General features: G+C 72.6%; 20 protein-coding genes and 1 pseudogene. 10 read left to right on the top strand and 11 right to left on the bottom strand.

Translation table 11 applies throughout. From position 1 onward, the window contains the following. Window positions 1-25 precede the first annotated feature (25 nt). Entirely contained in the window at window positions 26-1,297 is a 1,272-nt protein-coding gene (locus ACIQ5Y_RS28445; RefSeq protein WP_385365623.1) for a magnesium transporter MgtE N-terminal domain-containing protein, read from the bottom strand. A 229-nt stretch (window positions 1,298-1,526) separates the two neighbouring features. Here ACIQ5Y_RS28445 and ACIQ5Y_RS28440 point away from each other — a divergent pair, with 229 nt between their 5' ends. Further along, window positions 1,527-2,321: a hypothetical protein gene (locus ACIQ5Y_RS28440; RefSeq protein ID WP_403886427.1), complete on the top strand. Its 795-nt coding sequence runs from the start codon at window positions 1,527-1,529 to the stop codon at window positions 2,319-2,321. 706 nt (window positions 2,322-3,027) lie between these two features. Here the strand turns inward: ACIQ5Y_RS28440 and ACIQ5Y_RS28435 are convergent. The 3 genes from ACIQ5Y_RS28435 to ACIQ5Y_RS28425 are packed head-to-tail and all read right to left on the bottom strand — an operon-like array spanning window position 3,028 to window position 5,204. Then, window positions 3,028-3,537: a hypothetical protein gene (locus ACIQ5Y_RS28435; RefSeq protein ID WP_403886425.1), complete on the bottom strand. Its 510-nt coding sequence runs from the start codon at window positions 3,535-3,537 to the stop codon at window positions 3,028-3,030. 19 nt (window positions 3,538-3,556) lie between these two features. Further along, window positions 3,557-4,075, bottom strand: a complete 519-nt coding sequence (locus ACIQ5Y_RS28430) for a hypothetical protein (protein WP_403886422.1) — start codon at window positions 4,073-4,075, stop codon at window positions 3,557-3,559. Between the two features lie 13 nt (window positions 4,076-4,088). Beyond that, window positions 4,089-5,204, bottom strand: a complete 1,116-nt coding sequence (locus tag ACIQ5Y_RS28425; protein WP_403886419.1) for a magnesium and cobalt transport protein CorA — start codon at window positions 5,202-5,204, stop codon at window positions 4,089-4,091. 357 nt (window positions 5,205-5,561) lie between these two features. On the opposite strand from ACIQ5Y_RS28425, the gene ACIQ5Y_RS28420 reads away from it, so the two are divergent. The 4 genes from ACIQ5Y_RS28420 (at window position 5,562) to ACIQ5Y_RS28405 (ending at window position 9,380) form a co-directional block, all read left to right on the top strand. Continuing rightward, entirely contained in the window at window positions 5,562-6,146 is a 585-nt protein-coding gene (locus ACIQ5Y_RS28420; protein ID WP_384753870.1) for a suppressor of fused domain protein, read from the top strand. Window positions 6,147-6,217: 71 nt separating this feature from the next. After that, window positions 6,218-6,862 carry a DUF6758 family protein gene (locus ACIQ5Y_RS28415; protein WP_403886415.1) on the top strand — a complete coding sequence of 215 codons (645 nt, stop codon included), beginning with the start codon at window positions 6,218-6,220 and terminating at the stop codon, window positions 6,860-6,862. 922 nt (window positions 6,863-7,784) lie between these two features. Next, the gene (locus ACIQ5Y_RS28410; protein ID WP_403886412.1) at window positions 7,785-8,648 is read left to right on the top strand and encodes a PHP domain-containing protein; all 864 of its coding nucleotides are present in this window, start codon (window positions 7,785-7,787) and stop codon (window positions 8,646-8,648) included. 126 nt (window positions 8,649-8,774) lie between these two features. Then, window positions 8,775-9,380 (top strand): MarC family protein, encoded by a 606-nt coding sequence (locus tag ACIQ5Y_RS28405; RefSeq protein WP_403886409.1) that lies wholly within the window; start codon window positions 8,775-8,777, stop codon window positions 9,378-9,380. Between the two features lie 85 nt (window positions 9,381-9,465). Here ACIQ5Y_RS28405 and ACIQ5Y_RS28400 read toward each other — a convergent pair whose 3' ends face one another. From ACIQ5Y_RS28400 to ACIQ5Y_RS28390, 3 genes are all read right to left on the bottom strand, one after another. Further along, on the bottom strand, window positions 9,466-9,618 hold the full coding sequence (locus ACIQ5Y_RS28400) for a hypothetical protein (RefSeq protein ID WP_365165459.1): 153 nt from the start codon (window positions 9,616-9,618) through the stop codon (window positions 9,466-9,468). Window positions 9,619-9,717: 99 nt separating this feature from the next. After that, entirely contained in the window at window positions 9,718-10,584 is an 867-nt protein-coding gene (locus ACIQ5Y_RS28395) for an alpha/beta fold hydrolase (protein WP_403886406.1), read from the bottom strand. A gap of 112 nt (window positions 10,585-10,696) precedes the next feature. Further along, a complete protein-coding gene (locus tag ACIQ5Y_RS28390; RefSeq protein WP_403886403.1) occupies window positions 10,697-12,700 on the bottom strand; it encodes a DEAD/DEAH box helicase in 2,004 nt (667 codons plus the stop codon). Between the two features lie 471 nt (window positions 12,701-13,171). Here ACIQ5Y_RS28390 and ACIQ5Y_RS28385 point away from each other — a divergent pair, with 471 nt between their 5' ends. Next, complete coding sequence (locus tag ACIQ5Y_RS28385) at window positions 13,172-13,930, top strand: ferritin-like fold-containing protein (RefSeq protein WP_403886400.1); 759 nt, start codon at window positions 13,172-13,174, stop codon at window positions 13,928-13,930. A gap of 90 nt (window positions 13,931-14,020) precedes the next feature. Here ACIQ5Y_RS28385 and ACIQ5Y_RS28380 read toward each other — a convergent pair whose 3' ends face one another. The 4 genes from ACIQ5Y_RS28380 to ACIQ5Y_RS28365 form a co-directional block, all read right to left on the bottom strand. Continuing rightward, a complete protein-coding gene (locus ACIQ5Y_RS28380) occupies window positions 14,021-14,323 on the bottom strand; it encodes a hypothetical protein (RefSeq protein WP_403886397.1) in 303 nt (100 codons plus the stop codon). A 129-nt stretch (window positions 14,324-14,452) separates the two neighbouring features. After that, window positions 14,453-14,680 (bottom strand): DUF3107 domain-containing protein, encoded by a 228-nt coding sequence (locus tag ACIQ5Y_RS28375; RefSeq protein WP_403886394.1) that lies wholly within the window; start codon window positions 14,678-14,680, stop codon window positions 14,453-14,455. A gap of 138 nt (window positions 14,681-14,818) precedes the next feature. Next, complete coding sequence (locus ACIQ5Y_RS28370) at window positions 14,819-15,466, bottom strand: TetR/AcrR family transcriptional regulator (RefSeq protein ID WP_376662071.1); 648 nt, start codon at window positions 15,464-15,466, stop codon at window positions 14,819-14,821. A gap of 181 nt (window positions 15,467-15,647) precedes the next feature. Beyond that, complete coding sequence (locus ACIQ5Y_RS28365; protein WP_384757370.1) at window positions 15,648-15,857, bottom strand: hypothetical protein; 210 nt, start codon at window positions 15,855-15,857, stop codon at window positions 15,648-15,650. A 219-nt stretch (window positions 15,858-16,076) separates the two neighbouring features. Between ACIQ5Y_RS28365 and ACIQ5Y_RS28360 the strand changes: the two are divergent. From ACIQ5Y_RS28360 to ACIQ5Y_RS28345, 4 genes and pseudogenes are all read left to right on the top strand, one after another. Continuing rightward, window positions 16,077-16,925: pseudogene (locus tag ACIQ5Y_RS28360) on the top strand (RNA-guided endonuclease InsQ/TnpB family protein); the annotation flags it as partial. Window positions 16,926-17,217: 292 nt separating this feature from the next. Further along, window positions 17,218-18,186, top strand: coding sequence for an alpha/beta fold hydrolase (locus tag ACIQ5Y_RS28355; RefSeq protein WP_403886392.1), 969 nt, complete (start codon window positions 17,218-17,220; stop codon window positions 18,184-18,186). 5 nt (window positions 18,187-18,191) lie between these two features. Continuing rightward, window positions 18,192-19,565, top strand: coding sequence for a DUF3152 domain-containing protein (locus ACIQ5Y_RS28350; RefSeq protein WP_403886391.1), 1,374 nt, complete (start codon window positions 18,192-18,194; stop codon window positions 19,563-19,565). Window positions 19,566-19,940: 375 nt separating this feature from the next. Next, complete coding sequence (locus tag ACIQ5Y_RS28345) at window positions 19,941-21,686, top strand: DUF3492 domain-containing protein (RefSeq protein ID WP_403886388.1); 1,746 nt, start codon at window positions 19,941-19,943, stop codon at window positions 21,684-21,686. Window positions 21,687-21,956 lie beyond the last annotated feature (270 nt).

The raw sequence follows: 21,956 nt of genomic DNA, 5'->3' as shown, positions 1-21,956 counted from the left end.
CTGCTCCTTCTCGCCGCGCCCCCGTTCAGTGGCCACCCACGGCCTCCTCGGAGTGGAAGTCCTTCTCGCGCCAGTCGTCCGGCAGCAGGTGGTCCAGTACGTCGTCCACCGTCACCGCGCCCAGCAGCGAACCGCTCTCGTCGACCACCGGCACCGCCACCATGTTGTACGCGGCCAGGTAGCTGGTCACCACGGGCAGCGAGGCGTCCGGACGCAGCGGCGGCAGGTCCGTGTCCACGATCGAGCTCACCAGCGTGAACGGAGGATCGCGCAGGAGCCGCTGGAAGTGCACCGTGCCCAGGTACTTGCCCGTCGGCGTCTCGTCCGGCGGCCGGCACACGTACACCTGCGCCGCCAGCGCCGGCGACAGGTCCGACTGCCGTACGCGGGCCAACGCGTCCGCGACCGTCGCGTCCGGGCGCAGCACGATCGGCTCCGTGGTCATCAGGCCGCCGGCCGTGTTCTCCTCGTACGACAGCAGGCGCCGCACGTCGGCCGCGTCGTCCGGCTGCATCAGGGTCAGCAGCCGCTCCTTGTCGTCCTCCGGAAGCTCCGACAGCAGGTCGGCCGCGTCGTCCGGGTCCATCGCCTCCAGGACGTCGGCGGCGCGCTCCTCCTTCAGCTTGCCGAGGATCTCCACCTGCTCGTCCTCGGGAAGCTCCTCCATGACGTCCGCGAGGCGGTCGTCGTCGAGGGCGTTGGCCACCTCGGCGCGCCGCTTCGGCGTCAGGTGGTGCAGGACGTTCGCCACGTCCGCGGGGCGCATCTGCTCGAACGTGGCGACCAGGTTCTCGGCGCCCTGCCCGTGCTCCTCCAGCGAGAAGCCGGTGACCGCCGACCACTCCACGGTCAAGGTCTCGCCGCGGCGGCGCAACGCCCCGACCTTGCCCTTGCGTACGAAGATCCGATCGATCTCCCAGTCGCGGCGGGCCGGCAGCTGCTGGATGGCCACGTCCAGGACCGTGACCTCCTCGCCGGTCGCGGTCAGCGTCACCCGGCGGTCCAGCAGCTCGCCGAGGATCAGCCGCTCGGTGGGGCGCTGCTCGAAGCGGCGCATGTTGACGACCCCGGTCGTGATCACCTGACCGGACTCCACGCCCGTGACGCGGGTCATCGGCAGGAAGATCCGGCGCCGGCTGACCACCTCGACCACCAGGCCCAGCAGGCGCGGCGGCCGTCCGCCGACGCGGAGCATCGCCACCAGGTCGCGGACCCGGCCGACCTGGTCGCCGTTGGGGTCGAAGACGGGTACACCCGACAGATGCGAGACGAAGATCCGCGGGGCGCCACCAGCCATCCGAGCGCCTCCAGACGCGTCCATCAACAGTCCTGCCGCCCCTCAGGCTAGCCCGTGCCCGGTGCAAGCGTCCTGGTGGGGCGGTCCGCGCGGGTAGCCGGGGCGCGGTCGTGGCGGGCGGCGCGGCGCCAGGTACGCTGCCTGCTGCTCGCAGCCGCATGCCGACAGGCCGACAGGCCCTTACGCCCCGTACCGCCCCGCACGCCCGCACGACGAGAGGCACTTGCCCGTGACCGCCTACTTCCCTGCCGTGCGCCTGCGCCGGGCCGCGTTCATCGGTGCGCTGTGCGCGGGACTCGCCGTCACCGGCACGGGCTGCGGCCAGGACCCGGACGAGGGGACGAACGGGGTCGGCAAGCTGTCCGCGGACAAGATCGAGGACAAGGCGAAGGCGGCCGCCACGGGCGCCGACTCCGTGCACCTGTCCGGCACGCTGGTGAGCGGCGGCAAGTCCTTCACCCTCGACATGCGGCTGAAGTCGGACGGCGGCTCCGGCGAGGTGAAGTCGAAGGACGACACCTTCCAGCTGCTGCGGGTGGGGGAGCAGCTGTACCTGAAGGCGAGCGCGGCGTTCTGGGGGCAGTCCGACTCGGCGGGCAAGCTCGGCGACAAGTACGTGAAGGTGCCGGAGAGCGACCCCACGTACAAGCAGTTCCGAGGCTTCACCGACATGCACGTCCTGCTGGACGGGCTGCTCGGCCTGGAGGGCAAGCTCGCCAAGGGCTCCTACACGAAGGTCGGCCACACCCAGGCCGTGCAGATCACGGCGGCGGAGGGCAAGGGCGGCAAGCTCTCGGTGTCCCTGGAGGGGACCCCGTACCCGCTGCTCATGGAACGCGCGGGGGGTGCCGGGCGGGTGGAGCTCGGGGAGTGGGGCAAGACCTTCCCGCTGGACCCGCCGGCGCAGGACCAGACGGTGGACTACGGCACGCAGCTGCCGACGACGAAGGACCAGAAGGCGGACGGGACCTCCGCGGCGCCGTCGAAGGGCGCGGGTCAGGGCTCCAACCCGACGAAGCCGTAGCCTCGCGGGGCGGCGGGCGTCTTGACGCGGCCCGCGGCCCGCGGCCCGCTGCGCGGCGCGGCCGTGGGGGTTGCCGGCCGCCGTCACCCGTACGGCGCTCCGCGCCCGCGCCTCAAACGCCGGCGGGGCTGGACGGTCCCCGAGTCCGGGCAACTCCAGCTCCGCCGGCGTCCGAGGCCCGCGTCCCCCTCCAGCCTCGCCGGCGTTCGAGGCCCGGGCACATCCAGCCTCGCCGGCGTTTGAGGCGTGGGGGTTTGGGGGGCGGAGCCCCCGGGTCTTTCAGCCCGTCCGGTGTCCGAGTCCCGGCGCTTTCAGTCTCGCCGGCGTTTGAGGCGCGGGGTCCGGGGCGGAGCTCCGGGGAACGGTGGAAGGGCGGGTAGGGGAGTGCTCCGCGCAGCGGTACCCCGGGGGTGGCCCGCACGTGAGGGGCCGTTGGGGTCGGGCGTGCGGCGGGGCACCTCCTCGGGCGTCGAACGTGCGGAGGCGGCGGACATGTGCGGCGTGGTTGTGTTCGACGCCCTGCGGGGGCGCCCCACCGCACACCCGACCCCGCCGGCGCGGAAGTGCGGGGCTGCGAGGACACCCCGGCGGGCGCTCGGGCCCGGCGGTGCGGGGGTGGTACTGGGCCGGCCCGCCGGGCACGTGCGTTCGAGGTCCTGCGGGGCCGGCCCGCCGGGCGCGCGGCACAGCGGACCTCGGCGGGAGCCTACGGGCGGGACTTGCGGCGCTTCAGGAGGAGCTTCGGGAGGTGCGCCGGGATCGGGCGGCGGGTGATGGCCGGGGAGGCCAGGGGGGCCGCGGCCAGGGACCCGTCAGGGAGGGCGCCGACGGCCTGCGGCTCCAGCCGCAGCAGCCGGCACTCCCGCGCCCACCGCTCCGTCATGTCCTCCGAGTCGGGCGCGTTCAGCCGCTTGCCCTTGAGCTCCGCGACCGCCGCCGCCCACTCCTCGCCGCGCGGCGGCAGTTCCCGTACGGTCGCGGTCCAGGCGACCAGTCGGCCGCCCTTGTCCTTGCTCCGCACGGTCACCTCGGCCGTCGCACCGTCCGCCAGGGCGGGGAAGGGCTGCTCGCCGGGCCCGTCGCCCAGCACGTGCGCCGCGCCGTCCACCCAGGCGTGCCACAGGGCGCGGTCCGCTCCGGCGCCGCGGACCCAGATCAGGCCGGACTTCTTGGTGGCCTCCTCGACGAGGGCCAGGTCGAGCGTGCTGAGAGTCATGCGCACAGAGTAGGGGAGGTTACGCGGCCACCGCCGGGCGGGCGGCGCCCCGCCACGCGGCGGCGAGCAGCAGTGCGCCTGGGGCCACCCCGGCGACCGCCGCCACCGTGGCGGCCGATGCGCCCCCGATCGCCAGTGCCATCCCCGCCGCCCCGCACACGGACATCGCCGTGGCGAGCACGTGCAGCGCCGGCATGCGCCACACGACGGCCAGCCCGAAGAAGTGCACCCCCACGACCAGGGCGATCCAGCCCACCGTCGCCCGCGGGGTGTCCAGGACGTTGGTCAGGACTGCCGCCCCGCCGAATCCGGCGATCACCTCGGCGGCCACCACGTACCGGTAGTTCCGGCCGAAGTCCGCTCCCGGCGCGGGCTCGCCGCTGTTGCGGCGTATCGACAGGAAGAGGCCGAGGAAGGCGGCGACGGCGACCACTCGGAGGGGGACGGACAGTGCTTGTGGCAGGGCGCCCGCGTTGGCCTGTATGAAGGCCAGCCCGAAGAGGCCACCGATGAGTTGCCCCAGCTGGTTCTTTTTCATGATCGTCAGAATTTCACAGCCAGCCGTGGCGGTGCAGGGCCCGGTGGATGGTGAAGCAGCTGGCGACGATGGCGGCCATCACCATCGGGTAGCCGTACTTCCAGTGGAGTTCGGGCATGTGATCGAAGTTCATCCCGTACACCCCGCAGATCATGGTGGGCACGGCGATGATCGCCGCCCACGAGGTGATCTTGCGCATGTCCTCGTTCTGGGCGACGGTCGCCTGCGCCAGGTTGGCCTGGAGGATCGAGTTCAGCAGTTCGTCGAAGCCCACCACCTGCTCGTGCACGCGGGCGAGGTGGTCGGCGACGTCACGGAAGTACTTCTGGATGTCCGGGTCGACCAGCCGCATCGGGCGCTCGCTGAGCAGCTCCATGGGCCGCAGCAGCGGCGACACGGCCCGCTTGAACTCCAGCACCTCGCGCTTGAGCTGGTAGATGCGGCCCGCGTCGCCGCCGCGGGTGACGCCCTTGGCGGGGGCGGCGAAGACGGCGCTCTCCACCTCGTCGATGTCGTCCTGGACGGCGGCCGCGACCGCGATGTACCCGTCGACCACGTGGTCGGCGATGGAGTGCAGGACGGAGGAGGGGCCCTTGGACAGCAGGTCCGGGTCGTCCTGGAGGCGGTGGCGCAGTCCCTTGAGGGAGCCCTGGCCGCCGTGCCGGACGGTGATCACGAAGTCGGGGCCGGTGAAGCACATCACCTCGCCCGTCTCCACCACCTCGCTGGTGGCGGTCAGTTCGTCGTGCTCCACGTAGTGGATCGTCTTGAAGACGGTGAAGAGGGTGTCGTCGTACCGCTCCAGCTTCGGCCGCTGGTGCGCGTGCACCGCGTCCTCCACGGCCAGCGGGTGCAGCCCGAAGGTGGCCGCGATCCCCGCGAACTCGGCCTCGGTCGGCTCGTGCAGGCCGATCCAGGCGAAACCGCCGTCCTCGCGGACCCGGCGGATCGCCTCACGGGGCGTCAGACAGGCCGTTCCCTGTACGCGTCGGCCGCCCCGGTACACGGCGCAGTCGACCACCGCGCTGCTGGCGGAGGGGTCGCGCGTGGTGTCGTAGCCCGGCTGGACGGGGGTGGACTTGCGGAGCGACGGACGGACGGCCGCACGCAGGTAGGGCAGCATCGACATGGCAGGCTCCTTCTCGCGCACGGCTGCGGACCGTACGGGTGGGAGACCTTCCGGGCGCGCGGGCGGCTGGGCCCGGGCAGGCGGAAGGAACAAGACGGGAGGACAGGGACGTTCTGCCGTCGCTCTTCTACTGAATCAGTGCGTCAGGGAAGCGGAAGAGCGATTGGTACTGCACGATCGACTTCGATCCATCGCAGCCCCACCTCCTCCGGCCGGTCCCCCGTGAGAGACGTCCTGTCGTCCAGAGCCTTGAAACAACGCTTCTGCGTGCGGCCCGAACCAGCTGTCAACACTATCAGCCGACTGATGGTCAAGACCCGCCCTTTACCCGCCTGATACGAGTTCTATGCTCGCTCCATGGCAGAAATTCTGGCCCTCGTCGAGGCCCGGCTGCGCACCGCGTTCGGTGAACCCGACGCCCGCGCCGCCGTCACCTTCCTGGGCACCGACCGCATCGAGGTACTCCGCTTCGCCGAGGGAGACCTCGTGCGGTACGCGACCCTCGGGATGTCCGCGAACCCGATGACCGACCCGACCGACATGGTCGCCGACCCCGTACGCGGGCCGCGCGCCGAGCTCGTGCTGACCGTACGAGCGGGACTCGCGCCCACCGACAAACTGCTCCGGCCGCTCGCCGTGCTGGCGGCCTCCCCCCAGGTCGAGGGTCTGATCGTGGCCCCCGGCGCCTCGCTCGACGTGGGCGAACCGCTCTGGGACGGGGCCGCCTTCAGCTCCGTGCTCGTGGCCGAACCGGGGGGCCTGGTGGAGGACCTGGAGCTCGACGAGCCCATGGAACCGGTCCGCTTCCTGCCCCTGCTGCCGATGACGGCGAACGAGGCCGCCTGGAAACGCGTGCACGGCGCCGCGGCCCTCCAGGAACGCTGGCTCGCCCGCGGAACCGATCTGCGGGACCCGCTGCGCAGCGCGGTCGCACTGGACTGACCCCGCACCGGCGGCTCGGATGGGTGAGCCAGCCTTGACGGGCGGGCGGGCGGGGAGGAGCGTGGCTTCTTATGAGGGGTGAACCAAGTTGCCCGAAGTGCGGTGGCCGGGTCAGGGCGCCCGGACTCTTCTCCGACTCCTGGCAGTGCGCCCTGCACGGCACTGTCCACCCCCTGCAACCGGTCATCCCGCCCAGCGTGGAGGCGCTGGGCGTCGTGGTGCACCGGGCTCAGGTGCCGGTGTGGATGCCCTGGCCGCTTCCGGTGGGGTGGCTGTTCACGGGGATCGCGTCCGCAGGTGACGACCGCAACGGGGGCCGGGCGACGGCCGTGGCCTGCTCGGGCCCCGGGCCGCTGGGCGGCATCGGCGAGCTGGTCCTGGTCGCGGAGGAGCTGGGAGTGGGCCTCGGCGCGCGGTACGCGGGCATCGACGGGCCCGACCCCGGTGCGCACATCGACGTATCGGCGCCGCCCCACGCCAAGGTCGTGGCCGCGGGCCGCCCGACACCGCTGTGGCACCTGAGCAAGGCCCCCGACGACCGGGCCGTCTTCGCGGGCGAGGCGCGGGGGCTGTGGTTGTGGGCGATCGTGTGGCCGGAGCAGACCGGCCTCCTGATGTACGACGAGCTCGTCCTCACCGACCTCCGCGACGCGGGAGCGGAGGTCGAGCTCCTTCCGTGCGGGGCCCTCAGCCCCCGCATCCTGGGCCCCGCGTAGGGCTGCGCCCCGCGCCCCGTACCGTCCCGCCGGGGTGCCCCCGCATTCCCGCGCCGTCGGGGTCCCCCGCGACCCCGTACCGTCCCGCCGGGGTGTCCCCGCAGCCCCCGCACTCCCGCGCCGTCGGGGTCGGGTGTGCGGTGGGGCGCCCCCGCAGGGCGTCGAACGCAGCCACGTCGTACATGTCCGCTGCCTCTGCAGGTTCGACGCCCGAGGAGGTGCCCCGGCGCGCGCCCGGCCCCGACGGCCCCTCGCGTGCGGGCCGCCCCGGGGGTGCCGCTGCGCGGAGCCGTCCCCTACCCGCCCTTCCACCGTTCCCCGGGGCTCCGCCCCGGACCCCGGTCCTCAAACGCCGGACGGGCTGAAAAGACCCGGGGGCGCCGCCCCGGACCCCGGTCCTCAAACGCCGGACGGGCTGAAAAGACCCGGGGGCTCCGCCCCGGACCCCGGTCCTCAAACGCCGGCGAGGCTGGAGGGAGACCCGGGCCTCAAACGCCGGCGAGGCTGGAGGGAGACCCGGGCCTCAAACGCCGGCGAGGCTGGAGGGAGACGCGGGCCTCAAACGCCGGCGAGGCTGGAGGGAGACGCGGGCCTCAAACGCCGGCGAGGCTGGAGGGAGACCCGGGCCTCAAACGCCGGCGAGGCTGGAGGGAGACGCGGGCCTCAAACGCCGGCGGGGCTGGATGGGGACCCCCTCAGAGGAGGGATCCGGGCCTCGGGCGCCGGACGGGTTGGAGGGACCCGGCGGGTGCCGGAGAGGGCGGGGCGCCGCCAGGACCCACGGTTCGAAGGTCGGGCGGCGGCGAGCGGAACGGGCCGCCCACCCCGGCCCGCTCCGCAGGAAGCCGCCTCGGCCGGGCGGAGGCCTCGGCGCGGTTATCCTGGAGTGTCCCCCCGTCCGTACGACCCATGGAGCCCGGCTGTGCGCATCGACCTGCACGCCCACTCCACGGCTTCCGACGGTACGGACACCCCCGCCGAGCTGGTGCGCAATGCCGCCGCCGCGGGGCTCGACGTGGTCGCGCTGACCGACCACGACACCGTGGGCGGGTACGCCGAGGCCATCGCCGCGGTGCCTGCCGGGCTGACGCTGGTCACGGGCGCCGAGTTGTCCTGCCGCCTCGACGGGGTCGGGATGCACATGCTCGCGTACCTCTTCGACCCCGAGGAGCCGGAGCTCGCCCGCGAGCGGGAGCTCGTCCGGGACGACCGGACCCCCCGCGCGCAGACCATGGTCGGCAAGCTCCAGGCCCTCGGCGTGGACGTCACCTGGGAGCAGGTGGCCCGGATCGCCGGTGCCGGCTCGGTCGGGCGGCCGCACATCGCCACCGCGCTCGTCGAGCTGGGCGTCGTGCCCACCGTGTCGGACGCCTTCACGCCCGACTGGCTGGCCGACGGCGGCCGCGCGTACGCCGAGAAGCACGAGCTCGACCCCTTCGACGCCATCCGCCTGGTCAAGGCGGCCGGCGGGGTCACCGTCTTCGCGCACCCCCTCGCCGTCAAGCGCGGCGAGTGCGTGCCCGAGGCCGCGATCGCCGAGCTGGCGGCCGCGGGCCTGGACGGCATCGAGGTGGACCACATGGACCACGACGCCGACACCCGCGCCCGGCTGCGCGGCCTGGCGGCGGAGCTCGGGCTGCTGACCACCGGCTCCAGCGACTACCACGGCAGCCGCAAGACCTGCCGGCTCGGCGAGTACACGACCGACCCCGAGATCTACGGGGAGATCACGCGCCGCGCGACCGGGGCCTTCCCGGTGCCCGGCGCCGGCGGACGCGAGCGCTGACGGACGGCCTTCCGGCCTGCCCGCTCCACCCCTCCCGTACTCCGTACTCCCGTACTCCGGTACTTCCTTCCGCTCTTCTGCGCGGTAGCCCCATTTCGCGACACCCCTCACCTGCAAGGCATCACTGTGTTTGATTTCGCCGTCTTCGGATCCCTATTTCTCACGCTTTTCGTGATTATGGACCCCCCGGGGATCACTCCGATCTTCCTCGCCCTGACCTCCGGTCGTCCCGCCAAGGTGCAGCGCCGCATGGCCTGGCAGGCGGTCTGCGTGGCCTTCGGCGTCATCGCCGTCTTCGGTCTCTGCGGCCAGCAGATCCTGGACTACCTGCACGTCTCCGTCCCGGCGCTGATGATCGCCGGTGGTCTGCTGCTCCTGCTCATCGCCCTGGACCTGCTCACCGGCAAGACCGACGAGCCGAAGCAGACCAAGGACGTGAACGTGGCCCTGGTCCCGCTGGGCATGCCGCTGCTGGCCGGGCCCGGTGCGATCGTGTCCGTGATCCTCGCCGTGCAGAAGGCCGACGGGTTCGGCGGGCAGCTCTCCGTCTGGACCGCGATCGCCGCCATGCACGTCGTGCTGTGGCTGACGATGCGCTACTCGCTGGTGATCATCCGGGTCATCAAGGACGGCGGCGTGGTCCTCGTGACGCGCCTCGCCGGCATGATGCTCTCCGCGATCGCCGTCCAGCAGATCATCAACGGTGTGCTGCAGGTGGTCCACGGCTCCTGAGCCGAGGGTCCGCACGAGGATCCGCGCACATGCGAACGCCCCCGCACCGTGATCGGTGCGGGGGCGTGAACGTATCGCGCGAGCGTCAGTTGGACGCGCTCTCGGCCGGTCGGATCAGAATGCGCTGGCCGACGGCCGCGGCCTGCTGCACGATCCGGTTGACGGAGGACGCGTCCACGACGGTGCTGTCCACGGCGGTCCCGTCGACGTCGTCCAGGCGCAGAATCTCGAAGCGCACGGGCTTCTCCCTTCGTCGGTGTTCTCCTTGCAGAGGTGTTAACGAAGAGTAAGCCGCAATCATTCCCTACGCTAAAGAAATTTTTCGGCTGGCTAAGTACTAGTGGGTACGGGGGTCCCCGGCGGTGTCCCAGAAGGCGGTCAGCGCACCTGCCGTGACCTGCGGGGACTCCGCGTTCGGCGAGTGCTCCGCACCCGGTACGACCACGCGCCGCGCACCCAGCCGTCGCGCCATCTCGTCCATCAGCGGCACCGGCCAGGCGTAGTCGACCTCGCCGGACAGGACCAGCTTCGGCAGATCGGTCCGGCTCAGTTCGTCCACCCGGTCCGGCTCGGAGATCAGCACCCGGCCCGTGACGATCAGCTGCTCGGGGACGGTGGCCAGCCACCGCCCGCGCAGGAACTCCGCCAGCTCGGGGGAGTCCGGGACGGCGTCCTCGGGGTCGTGGGCGCGCATCGCCGCCCAGATGCCGGGCATGTCGTCGCCCATCGCTTCGAGCGCGGCGACCAGCAGCTTCGTACGCGCCTGCTGCTCCTCGGAGATCGCGGCCGGTCCGCTGCTCATCAAGGTCAGCGAGGCGAACGGCGACGGGTCGCGCAGCACGGCGGCGCGCGAGATGAGCCCGCCGAGCGAGTGCCCGACCAGGTGCACCGGCCCCGCCCCGAGCGCCGCCGCCTGCGCCAGGACGTCCTGCGCCAGCTCCTCCAGGGCGTACGGGGCCTCCTCGCGCGGGCCGGGACTCTCGTGCTGGCCGCGCCCGTCGACGGCGACCACCCGGTACCCGGCGGCGGCCAGCGGCTCCAGGAGGCCGATGAAGTCCTCCTTGCTCCCGGTGAAGCCGGGGACCAGCAGGGCGGTGCCGCGGACCGGCGCACCGGCCTCGTGCACGGCGAACCCGCCGCGGGCGGTGGTGAGGAGGTACCCGCGGGCGACGGACGGCAGGGTGAGGCGCGGAGGCTTGCTCATGGCCCGAGGTTACCGGCCCGTAGGGGGCGGAGGGGGCCCGGGTACGCCGACGGCCCCGGCCCCCTCGAAAGGGGACCGGGGCCGTCGGGTGAGGCACGGGAACCGGGGGCGCTTACGCCTCCGGAGCGGCCGCGGCCTTGCGGGTGCGCGTGCGCTTCGGCTTGGCGGGAGCCTCCTCGGCCACCGCGGCGGCCTCGGCGACCGGAGCGGCCGCGGCCTTGCGCGTGCGGGTCCGCTTCGGCTTGGCCGGAGCCTCCTCCGCCACGACGACGGCCTCGGCGGCGACCGGAGCGGCCTCGGCGGCCTTGCGGGTCCGCGTACGGCGGGCCGGGACCGGCTCCACCGGCGGGGCCATCTGGAAGTCCGGCTCGGGCGCGGCCGCCACGACCTTGCGGACGCGGGTACGACGCGGAGCGACCGGGGCCTCGTCGACCACGGGGACCACATCGGCCATGACCGACCGCTGGGTGGGCTTGCGGGTACGCCTCGGCGCGACCGGAGCCTCCTCGGCGACCGGGGCCGGGGCGGAGGCCTCGACCACGGCGGCCACGGGGGCCTCGGCGACGGCCTTGCGGGTGCGGGTCCGCTTCGGCTTGGCCGGAGCCTCCTCGACCACGGAAACCTCGACCGCGGGCGCCTCGACGACCGGAGCCGCAACGGCGACCGGAGCGGCCTCCACGGCCTGGGCCGGCACCGTGCCCACACGGGTACGGCGGCGGCGCGGCCTGCGCGGCTCGTCGGCGGCCGGAGCCGCCGGGACCTGCGGGGCCTCGGCCACGGGTCCGGCGGCAACGCCCTCGGCGCCGACCTCCGAACCACCACGGGTACGGCGACGCTGGCGCGGCGTACGGGTACGCGCGGGGCGCTCCTCCGTCACGACGGCGGCTGCGGCCGGACCGCGACCGCCACGGCCACCGCGGCCGCCGGTCTCGCCCAGGTCCTCCAGCTCCTCGGCCTTCAGGCCCGCCCGCGTGCGCTCGGCGCGCGGCAGGATGCCCTTGGTGCCGGCCGGGATGTTCAGCTCTTCGAACAGGTGCGGGGACGTGGAGTACGTCTCGACCGGGTCGTGGAAGTCCAGGTCCAGCGCCTTGTTGATCAGCTGCCAGCGCGGGATGTCGTCCCAGTCGACCAGGGTGACGGCGGTGCCCTTGTTGCCCGCGCGGCCGGTGCGGCCCACGCGGTGCAGGAAGGTCTTCTCGTCCTCCGGCGTCTGGTAGTTGATGACGTGGGTCACACCCTCGACATCGATGCCGCGCGCGGCGACGTCGGTGCACACCAGCACGTCGACCTTGCCGTTGCGGAACGCGCGCAGCGCCTGCTCGCGCGCACCCTGGCCCAGGTCGCCGTGGACGGCGCCCGAGGCGAAGCCGCGCTTCTCCAGCTGCTCGGCGATGTCCGCGGCCGTGCGCTTGGTACGGCAGAAGATCATGGCCAGCCCGCGGCCCTCGGCCTGCAGGATGCGGGAGACGAGCTCCGGCTTGTCCATGTTGTGCGCGCGGAAGACGTGCTGCGCGATGTTGGCGACGGTCGCGCCCTCGCCGTCCTCGGAGACGGCGCGGATGTGCGTCGGCTGCGACATGTACCGGCGGGCCAGGCCGATGACCGCGCCCGGCATGGTCGCCGAGAACAGCATCGTCTGACGCCGCGCGGGCAGCAGGTTCATGATCTTCTCGACGTCGGGCAGGAAGCCCAGGTCGAGCATCTCGTCGGCCTCGTCCAGGACGAGGGCCTTGACGTGGGACAGGTCGAGCTTGCGCTGCCCGGCCAGGTCCAGCAGGCGGCCCGGGGTGCCGACGATCACGTCGACGCCCTTCTTGAGCGCCTCGACCTGGGGCTCGTACGCGCGGCCGCCGTATATGGCGAGGACGCGGACGTTGCGGACCTTGCCCGCGGTCTGGAGGTCGTTGGTGACCTGGGTGCACAGCTCGCGGGTCGGAACCACCACGAGCGCCTGCGGGGCGTCGGTCAGCTGGTCGGGCCTGGCCCGACCGGCCTCGACGTCCGCGGGGACGACGACCCGCTCCAGCAGCGGGAGGCCGAAACCGAGCGTCTTGCCGGTACCGGTCTTCGCCTGGCCGATGACGTCCGTGCCGGAAAGGGCGACGGGGAGGGTCATCTCCTGGATCGGGAAGGGGGACACGATGCCGACGGCCTCAAGGGCCTCGGCCGTCTCGGGATAGATCCCGAGTTCTCGGAACGTAGTCAGGGTGCTGCCTCTTCTGTGAGACGCGGCGCGAGGCGGCGAGGGGGGTCGTACCGTGCCGTGCTTGCAGTACTGCCACGTACGAAGCTGCGCGGGACCACTGGCCTTCGCTCAAGCGCATCTGCCGCTGAGGGGGCCCCTCGTTGGCGGCGGTACGCATGAACGTACTCACCACGCCGAGGGCGGTCGGTTGGAGCCGATCGGGCCACCGACCGGGCATCCTCATTCGGATGCGCCGCCGAGTATTCGGCAAGCGCATTACCACTGTACCCCGGATTCGCGCAGGTGTGTCGGGTGAATTCACCGGGTCGACGCGTTTAGGTGTCCTGGCAGTGAGTAGGCGTGGTGACTTGGCGCGCCTTTCGGCGGGCTATTGTGCGGAGCATGTCGACCGTTGAAAACGCCTCGCCCGCCGACGACAGCACTCCCGCCGAAGCCGTCGGCATCGCCGCCCAGGACTGGGCGACGGCCTCCGCCTCGCCGCAGTACCGGGCCGCCGTCGTGGACCTGCTCGGCGCCCTCGCGTACGGCGAGCTCGCGGCCTTCGAGCGCCTCGCGGAGGACGCGAAGCTCGCGCCCACCCTCGACGACAAGGCCGAGCTCGCCGCCATGGCCTCCGCCGAGTTCCACCACTTCGAGCGCCTGCGCGACCGGCTCGCCGCCATCGAGGTCGAGCCCACCGCCGCCATGGAGCCCTTCGCGAAGGGCGTCGACGACTTCCACCGCCAGACCGCGCCGTCGGACTGGCTGGAGGGCCTCGTCAAGGCGTACGTCGGCGACTCGATCGCCAGCGACTTCTACCGCGAGGTCGCCAGCCACCTGGACACCGACACCCGCGCCCTCGTGGTCGGCGTGCTCGACGACACCGGCCACGGCAACTTCGCCGTCGAGAAGGTCCGCGCCGCGATCGAGGCGGACCCGCGCTGCGGCGGCCGGCTCGCCCTGTGGGCCCGCCGGCTGATGGGCGAGGCCCTCTCGCAGGCCCAGCGCGTGGTCGCCGAGCGCGACGCGCTGTCCACCATGCTGGTCGGCGGGGTCGACGGAATGGCGGCCGGCTTCGACCTGGCGGCCGTCGGCGAGATGTTCACCCGCATCACCAAGGCCCACACCAAGCGCATGGCGGCCCTGGGGCTCGCCGCCTGAGCGGTACCCGTACGAGACCGAGGCCCCGGCGCGCGTCACGGCGCACCGGGGCCTCCGCCTCGTCGAGGACGCCTCTTACGGGATCGTTCGTCAGCCCCGCGTCGGAAGTGAAAACGGAGTCCCGTGGGACTGCCTGCGGGGCCCTGCGGCCGGACGGAGCAGCAGCGACAGCACCACCGCCGAAACGAGCACCGCACCGACGAAGGTCGCCGTGAGCGTGTTGTGCCCGGGGCCCAGCGCGAAGTGCGTCAGATACGCCCCGAAGAGCGCCCCCAGCACTCCGCTGACCAGGACGGTCCTCGGGGAGGGCAGCCGCTGCGCCAGCGCTCTCGCGGCTGTCGCGGAAAGGGCGAGGCCCAGCAGAGCAGAGCCGAGCGCTTCCATCAGCAGCATGGGTCCCTCCGAAACGTCGGGGCAAACCGGGTCACTGCCGTACTACCCGAAGCGGAAGAAAGGGAAACGGCCCGGTGGAATCAACCACCGGGCCGTTTCGCTCAGTTCTCCGCGCCTTCCGGATGCCTCTCAGAGGTTCCCGAAACCGACCTTGCGTGCGGCCGGCTCGCCCAGGTCGACGTACGACAGGCGGTCGGACGGCACCAGGACCTTGCGGCCCTTGGTGTCGGTGAGGCTCAGCAGCGGCTCCGAGCCGGACAGCGCGGCGGCGACGATGCGCTCCAGCTCCTCGGCGCTCAGGTCGCTCTCCAGCACGATCTCCCGGGGTGCGTGCTGCACGCCGATCTTGACCTCCACGGCTTTGTCCCTCCGACGGTCCGTTTCGCGCGATCAGCCGCGCCGTACGCGGTCCACATTAGCCCGGAGAGGGGACGCGGACTGCGCTGACCGGACACGCTCGCAGCGAACAACGGCCGGTCAGCCCCGTCGGACCCCTCAGGCCCCCGCGCCCTCCGTGCCGTGCAGCGGGAACCCGGCGATGCCGCGCCACGCGAGGGAGGTCAGCAGGCCGACCGCCGTGTCGCGGGCGACCGGGCTCTCACTGGACAGCCAGTAGCGCGCCACGACCTGCGAGACCCCGCCCAGACCCACGGCGAGCAGCATCGACTCGTCCTTGGACAGGCCGGTGTCCTCGGCGATCACGTCGGAGATGGCCTCGGCGCACTGGAGCGAGACCCGGTCGACGCGCTCGCGCACCGCCGGCTCGTTCGTCAGGTCGGACTCGAAGACCAGACGGAAGGCGCCGCCCTCGTCCTCCACGTACGCGAAATAGGCGTCCATCGTCGCCGCGACGCGCAGCTTGTTGTCCGTCGTCGACGCGAGTGCGCCGCGCACGGCCAGCAGCAGCGCCTCGCAGTGCTGGTCGAGGAGCGCCAGATAGAGGTCGAGCTTGCCCGGGAAGTGCTGGTACAGCACCGGCTTGCTCACCCCGGCGCGCTCGGCGATGTCGTCCATCGCCGCCGCGTGGTAACCCTGCGCGACGAAAACCTCCTGGGCCGCGCCCAGCAGCTGGTTGCGCCGGGCTCGGCGCGGCAGTCGCGTGCCCCGCGGACGCGCTGCCTCGGTCTGCTCGATGGCTGTCACGCCGCCTCCCACTTTCTCTATGAACACAGTGCGCTCTGCGCCGCGCCGCCATCGTACTTTTCGGTAACCGAATCTGGAGGGTTCAAGCCGAGTTTTCTCGCGGTACGGACCGGTCGGACGCGCTGGTCAGCGGTCGGTCAGGGGTCGGTCCCAGGTCGGTGACGGGCCGGCCGAAGGCCCCTCAGCGGTAGTCGTCCTCGTCCAGCGGCACCACCCGCGCCTGCTCGGCGGCGTCGCCGTCGGCGGCCTCGCCCCGCTCCCCGCCGCCCAGCGGGTCGTCCTCGCCCGGCTGCAATTCGGCCAGTTGTTCCGCCACGTCCGCCTCGGGCGCCTCCGCGTCAGGGAACTCAACCTCCCGGAAGGTGTCCGGCTCCGCAGGGTCGACAGTCATGCCGCTCCCCTCGCTTCCTTGGTTCACCTATGAGCCTAGGAGGATCGCGGATGTGCCGCTACTGCGCTGTTCACGGGACCTGGAGCTTGGGTTTCAGTCTGATCACACTCTGGCAGTGCAGGCTGAGAAAACAAGCGTTTGCTACTTGAAAAGATGTTTTGTCGGCCTTTTCTGGTCTTGGCGTAGGAGTCGCGGGTCGCCGGGACTGGCGTCGCCGCCATGCAACTCCGCTACTCGTTTCGGATTGAGCCGGGCCCCGGTCAGCGCATCGCGCTCGGCCGGGCGTTCGGGTGTGCACGGGTGGTGTTCAACGATTGTCTTCGGGCACGACAAGACGCCCGGGCGGCGGGTTTGCCGTTCGTGAAGTCGACCGAGTTGTCGAAGCGCTTCATCACGGAGGCGAAGAAGACCCCCGAGCGTTCTTGGCTTGGGGAGGTGTCGGCGGTGGTGCTGCAGCAGGCACTGCGGGACCTGGACGCGGCGTACTCCAACTTCTTCGCGAGCCTCAAGGGCAGCCGCAAGGGGCAGGGTGTCGGTGAGCCGCGGTTCAAGTCGAAGCGGGACAGTCGGCAGGCCGTCAGGTGCACCGCGAACGCCCGATGGTCGATCACCCCGGACGGGAAACTGAACCTCCCCAAGACAGGTCCCGTACAGGTGCGCTGGTCTCGCTCGCTTCCCTCGGTGCCGTCCACGGTGACGGTGATCAAGGACGCGTCTGGCCGGTACTTCTGCTCGTTCGTCGTGGAGACGGATCCGGCGGCCGAGCTCCTTCCGTCCCTGGAGGCGGATCAAGGTGTCGACCTGGGTCTGACGCACTTCGCCGTGATGGCGGATGGTTCCCGGGTCCGGTCCCCCCGCTTCCTGCGGCGAGCGGAGAAGAAGCTCAAGCGGGAGCAGCGCAGGCTGTCCCGCAAGGTGAAGGGGAGCCGGAACCGGGCCAGGCAGCGGATCAAGGTGGCTCGCGCTCACGCGCAGGTCGCCGATGCGCGCAAGGACTTCCATCACAAACTGTCCACCAAGCTGATCCGCGAGAACCAAGCCATCAGTCGAGAAGGGCGCCGCATCCGCGCGACGACGCCTTAGGAGCGGCACCACCCACCCCAGGACCTGGGGCCCTCACCCGGCAACGGGCGAGGTGAACGCCTGCGGAGCGCATGTAAGACCAGGACCTGTCCCGGCGGAGCGCGCAACCCCCACTCATGTGGGAAGGAACCAGGAACCCGACTCAAGGCGCACCGTACGCGGACGCCAGGGAGGCGATCCTTCACGGATGAGTGAGGGAGGAGGTCAAACGGATCTGCACACTTCTGTGACCGCGAACACAGGAGGTCGGGCGTGATCGTCTCGTAACATTGCCCGCATGTCTTCCACGGAGCTGCCGGGCGTACGATCCACCGCCGAGCTGTCGTCCCTGGTGGGAGCGGCCCCGGTGGCCGAAGGGGAGCGGTCGCGGACCGTCGTGCTGCCCGGTCTGGAGCTCAACTTCCGGGTGCGCCCGCCGCTGGGCACCGACCTGCCGCCCGCGCTGTTCGTCCACGGACTCGGCGGTTCCTCGCAGAACTGGTCGGCCCTCATGGGACAGCTGGCGGACACCGTCGACGGCGAGGCCGTCGACCTGCCCGGCTTCGGCTGGTCCCCGCCGCCCGCCGACCGCGACTACTCCGTGACCGGGTTCGCCCGCGCCGTCATCCGCCACCTCGACGCCGCCGGACGCGGCCCGGTGCACCTCTTCGGGAACTCCCTCGGCGGCGCCGTCTCCACCCGGGTCGCGGCCGTCCGGCCCGACCTCGTGCGCACCCTGACGCTGGTCTCGCCCGCCCTGCCCGAGCTGCGCGTGCAGAAGGGCGCCGTGCCGACCGCGCTGCTCGCCGTACCCGGCGTGGCGGCGCTCTTCAGCCGGATGACCCGGGGGTTGAGTGCCGAACAGCGCACCCGAGGAGTGACGGACCTCTGTTACGGAGACCCCTCCCGGGTGAGTCCCGAAGGGTTCCGGGACGCCGTCGCGGAGATGGAGCGGCGGATGGAGCTGCCGTACTTCTGGGACGCCATGACCAGGTCCTCTCGCGGGATCGTCGACGCCTACACCCTCGGCGGGCAGCACGGCCTGTGGCGCCAGGCGCAGCGCGTGCTCGCCCCGACCCTGCTCGTCTACGGCGGCCGGGACCAGTTGGTCTCGTACCGTATGGCGCGCAGGGCGGCCGCGTCCTTCCGAGGTTCGCGGCTGCTGACGCTGCCCGACGCCGGGCACGTGGCGATGATGGAGTACCCCGGGCTGGTGGCAGACGCCTTCCGGGAGCTCCTCCGGGACACCGAAGACACCGAGGGCTGAGGACCGTGGGACGACATAGTCGCAAGGCCGCTGCCCCCGCGCCGGTGCCCGATCCGGCGCCGGCCCCCGCGCCGGCGCACCCGGAGCCGCAGCTCGGGTACGAGTACGAGTACGAGTTCGGGACGTACGGATACGGCTCCGGGGAACCGGGCGCGCGGCGCCGGCCCGAACCCACCGTCACCCACCACGGGTACGTGCCCCAGGACGTGCGGGCCGGCGGACATCCCCAGCAGTACGAGCACGGTGGCGCCTGGGGAGCCGGCCCCGACCCGGCCCCCGTGTACGGGGACTGGCGCGGGGTGCCGAGCACCAGGGCCGCCGCGCCGACGGCCCTGCTGGACAGTGACACCCCGGCCTTCGGCACGCCCGCGGTGGGCTTCCCGCAGGTCACCCTCGCGCCTCCCGCTCCCGCGCCCACGCCTGCTCCCGTGGCCGGGCCCGCGCCCGACGCGGTCACCTCCACCGGCTCGCACCGCAGGGTGCGCGTGCCCGGGCCGCGCACGCCCGGCGATCCCGCCGTTCCCGAGGCCGAGCGCCCCGGCGCCGGCCGCGGCCGGAAGGCCTGGACGTACACCGGCATGGCCGCGGCGGCCGTCACCACCGCCCTCGCCGTCGTCGTCGCCGTCCAGATGGCCTCGGACGGCGAGGGCGCGAAACCGGACGCGCTCGCCGCCCCCGGCAAGGCCCCGGCCGAGGCCGGCTCCGACGCCAACAGCCCGACGGCGCACGCCCCCGCCCCCGTCGCCGCGGCGCCCGCGGCACCGGCCGCGCCGGAGCTCACCTACGAGCAGAAGATGGCCCAGCAGCTGCCGATCGACGCGAAGCTCACCGGGCCCGGAACCTTCGACACCGTGCCCGGCGTCGCCAAGGCCCCCGGCAAGGGCAAGGTCGTGCGCTACCGCGTCGACGTCGAACAGGGCCTCGGCCTGGACCCGGCGCTCTTCGCCGAGGCCGTCCACCGCACCCTCAACGACGACCGCAGCTGGGGCCACGGTGGCGCGATGACCTTCGAGCGGGTGCCGGGCGGCGAGGCCGACTTCGTGATCACCCTCGCCAGCCCCGGCACCACCGGCAAGTGGTGCGCCAAATCCGGGCTCGACACCACCATCGACAACGTCTCCTGCGATTCCGCGTCCACCGAGCGGGTCATGATCAACGCGTTCCGCTGGGCGCAGGGCTCGCCGACGTACGGCCCCGAACAGATGCTCAACTACCGCCAGATGCTCATCAACCACGAGGTCGGCCACCGGCTCGGACACGGGCACGTGAACTGCAAGACACCCGGCGCCCTCGCCCCGATCATGCAGCAGCAGACCAAGTCCCTCGACATCGACGGAATCCAGTGCAAGCCCAACCCGTGGGTGTTTCCCGGCAATTGACGTCACGTGCTGATCGGGGTCGACGGTCCTTCCGAGCACAGGCAGTCGTTCTCCGCATGTCGCACCACCACGCCATGACCGCGCCCAGGTGTTCTCTCTTCCCGCGGGCGATCACCTTCGGGCGGTGAGGGGTCTCGGGAACCCGAACCGGCGGCCCGGCGGCGGTCGGAGCGGAAGGCGGCGCACGCGTGGTCGCCCACGCTCTTCTTAGCGTGCTCGAACGCGAACCGAAGGCGAAAGTTACGACTCTTCACCCCTTCCGGTGGCGCGACGGACAACCGTCCGTCGCGCCTTCGGCATATCCGCTTGAGTTTTCCGCGGCGGGTCTCCAGACCGACGGCGACCGCCTGAAACGGGAGATCGGGGGTGCCACTCGTGCGGATCGGACTACTCACGGAAGGTGGTTATCCGTATGCGACGGGCGAGGCCAGACTCTGGTGCGACCGGCTCGTGCGGGGGCTCCCGCAGCACGAGTTCGAGCTGTACGCGCTGAGCCGCGACGCCGAGCAGGAGCGGGCACGGGTACCGCTCCCCGACCACGTCACCCAGGTCCGCACGGCCCCCCTGTGGGCCCCCGCGGACGACGGGCGGACGTACTCCCGGCGCGAGCGGCGACGGTTCGCCGACTGCTTCGGGGAGCTGGTCCGCGGCATCTGCGCGGACGAGGCCGGGCCCTTCGCCGAGGGGCTGTACGGGCTCGCCGAACTCGGCCGCGACCAGGGCGGGTTGTACGCCGCGCTGCGATCGGAGTCCGCGGTGCGGCTGCTGGAGTCCGCCTGCCGGGCGCCGGGCGCGAGCCGCGCCGTACAGGCCGCGCAGGTGGTCGACCTGCTGGAGTTCGTCGACGAACTGGAGCGCATGCTGCGGCCGTTGTCCCTCGACTGGTACGAGGAGGACGGCCGGCACGGGAGCCTCGGCGAGGTCGACGTCTGCCACGCGGCCGCCGGAGGGGTGGCCGCCATCCCCGGGCTGCTGGCCAAACGCTTCTTCGGGGTCCCGCTGCTGGTCACCGAGTACGGGGTCCAGCTCCGCTCCCACTACCTGGAGCGGCGGCAGGGCTCCCGGCCCGCCGTGCGGGCCCTCCTCGCCGCCTTCCACCTCCGGCTGGCCGGCGAGATCTACGCCCGGGCCGACCTCCTGACCCCCGGCAACGCGCACGCCCGGCGCTGGCAGGAGCGGTGCGGAGCCCCGCGGGAGCGGGTGCGGACGGTCTACCCGGGTATGGAGGCGGACCGATTCGCCACCGTCGGGGAGTCCGTGGACTGCGGGGACCCCGGGACCCTGGTCTGGGTCGGCCGGATAGAGCCCGCGAAGGACCTCGTCGGGCTGCTGCACGCCTTCGCCGAGGTCCGCAGGGCCGAACCGGGGACCCGGCTGCGGATCTTCGCCACCGCCGTGGCCCCCGGCTACCTCGCCGACTGCCGCTCGCTGGCGGCGCAGCTCTTCCCCGACGAGGCCGCGGACGCCGTGACGGTGGGGGAGAACCCGGTGACCTTCGAGGAGATCGGCGGACCCGACGCCGCGTCCTCGGCGGAGGCGTACGGGGCGGGCCGGATCGCCGTGCTGTCCTCGGTGATCGAGGGCTTCCCGATCACCCTGGCCGAGGCGATGTTCAGCGGCCGGGCCACCGTGTCGACGGACGTGGGCGCGGTGTGCGAGGTCATCGGCGGCACGGGGCTCGTCGTGCCCCCGCGCAATCCGCGGGCGCTGGCCGACGCGTGCCTGTCGCTGCTGCGGGACCCGGAGCGGGCGCAGCGGCTGGGCGCGGCCGCCAGGGCGCGGGCGCTGGAGCTGTTCACCGTCGAGCAGAACGTGGGCGCCTTCCGCGACATCTACTTGTGGCTGCTGGCCCGGGGTTCCGGGGCGCGCCCGGACGGCGAGGTGCCGTTCGCGCAGCCGGCGGAGGCCCGTGTCCCGGGCCACTGGACCAGCCCGACCTGGTCCGTCGCCCCGACCGCGGCCCCGGCCACAGGCCCGGCCCCGGCCACAGGCCCGGCCCCGGCCCCGGCCACAGGCCCGGCCCCGGCCACAGGCCCGGCCACAGGCCCGGCCCCGGCCCTGGCCCCGGGCACGGTCTGTGCCGGCCAGGCGGCGACTCCGGCCCCGGAGGCGGCCGTATGACCACCATGGACCCGGGGCTCCGCCCCGAACCCGGCGCCGCTCCCCTGCCGGGCGCGAACCCGGCCCCGCTGGTGGCATCCCCGGCCCTTGCGGAGGCACCCTCGGCTCCTCCGGCGCGGCACCCTGCCCCGCCCGAGGCCTGTTCAGCCACTCTGGCGGCACCCTCAGCCCCTCCGGCGTTTGAGGAGCGGGGTCCGGGGCGGAGCCCCGGCGGCCGTGCCGCACTCGCACTGCCCTGTCCCGTTGCGGGGTCCGGCGCGGCGCCGTTGC

This window comes from Streptomyces sp. NPDC096339 (genome assembly GCF_044762985.1).
Taxonomy (GTDB): Bacteria; Actinomycetota; Actinomycetes; order Streptomycetales; family Streptomycetaceae; genus Streptomyces.
The sequence above is the reverse complement of the archived record's forward strand: the minus strand, read 5'-3'. Positions and strand labels throughout refer to the sequence as shown.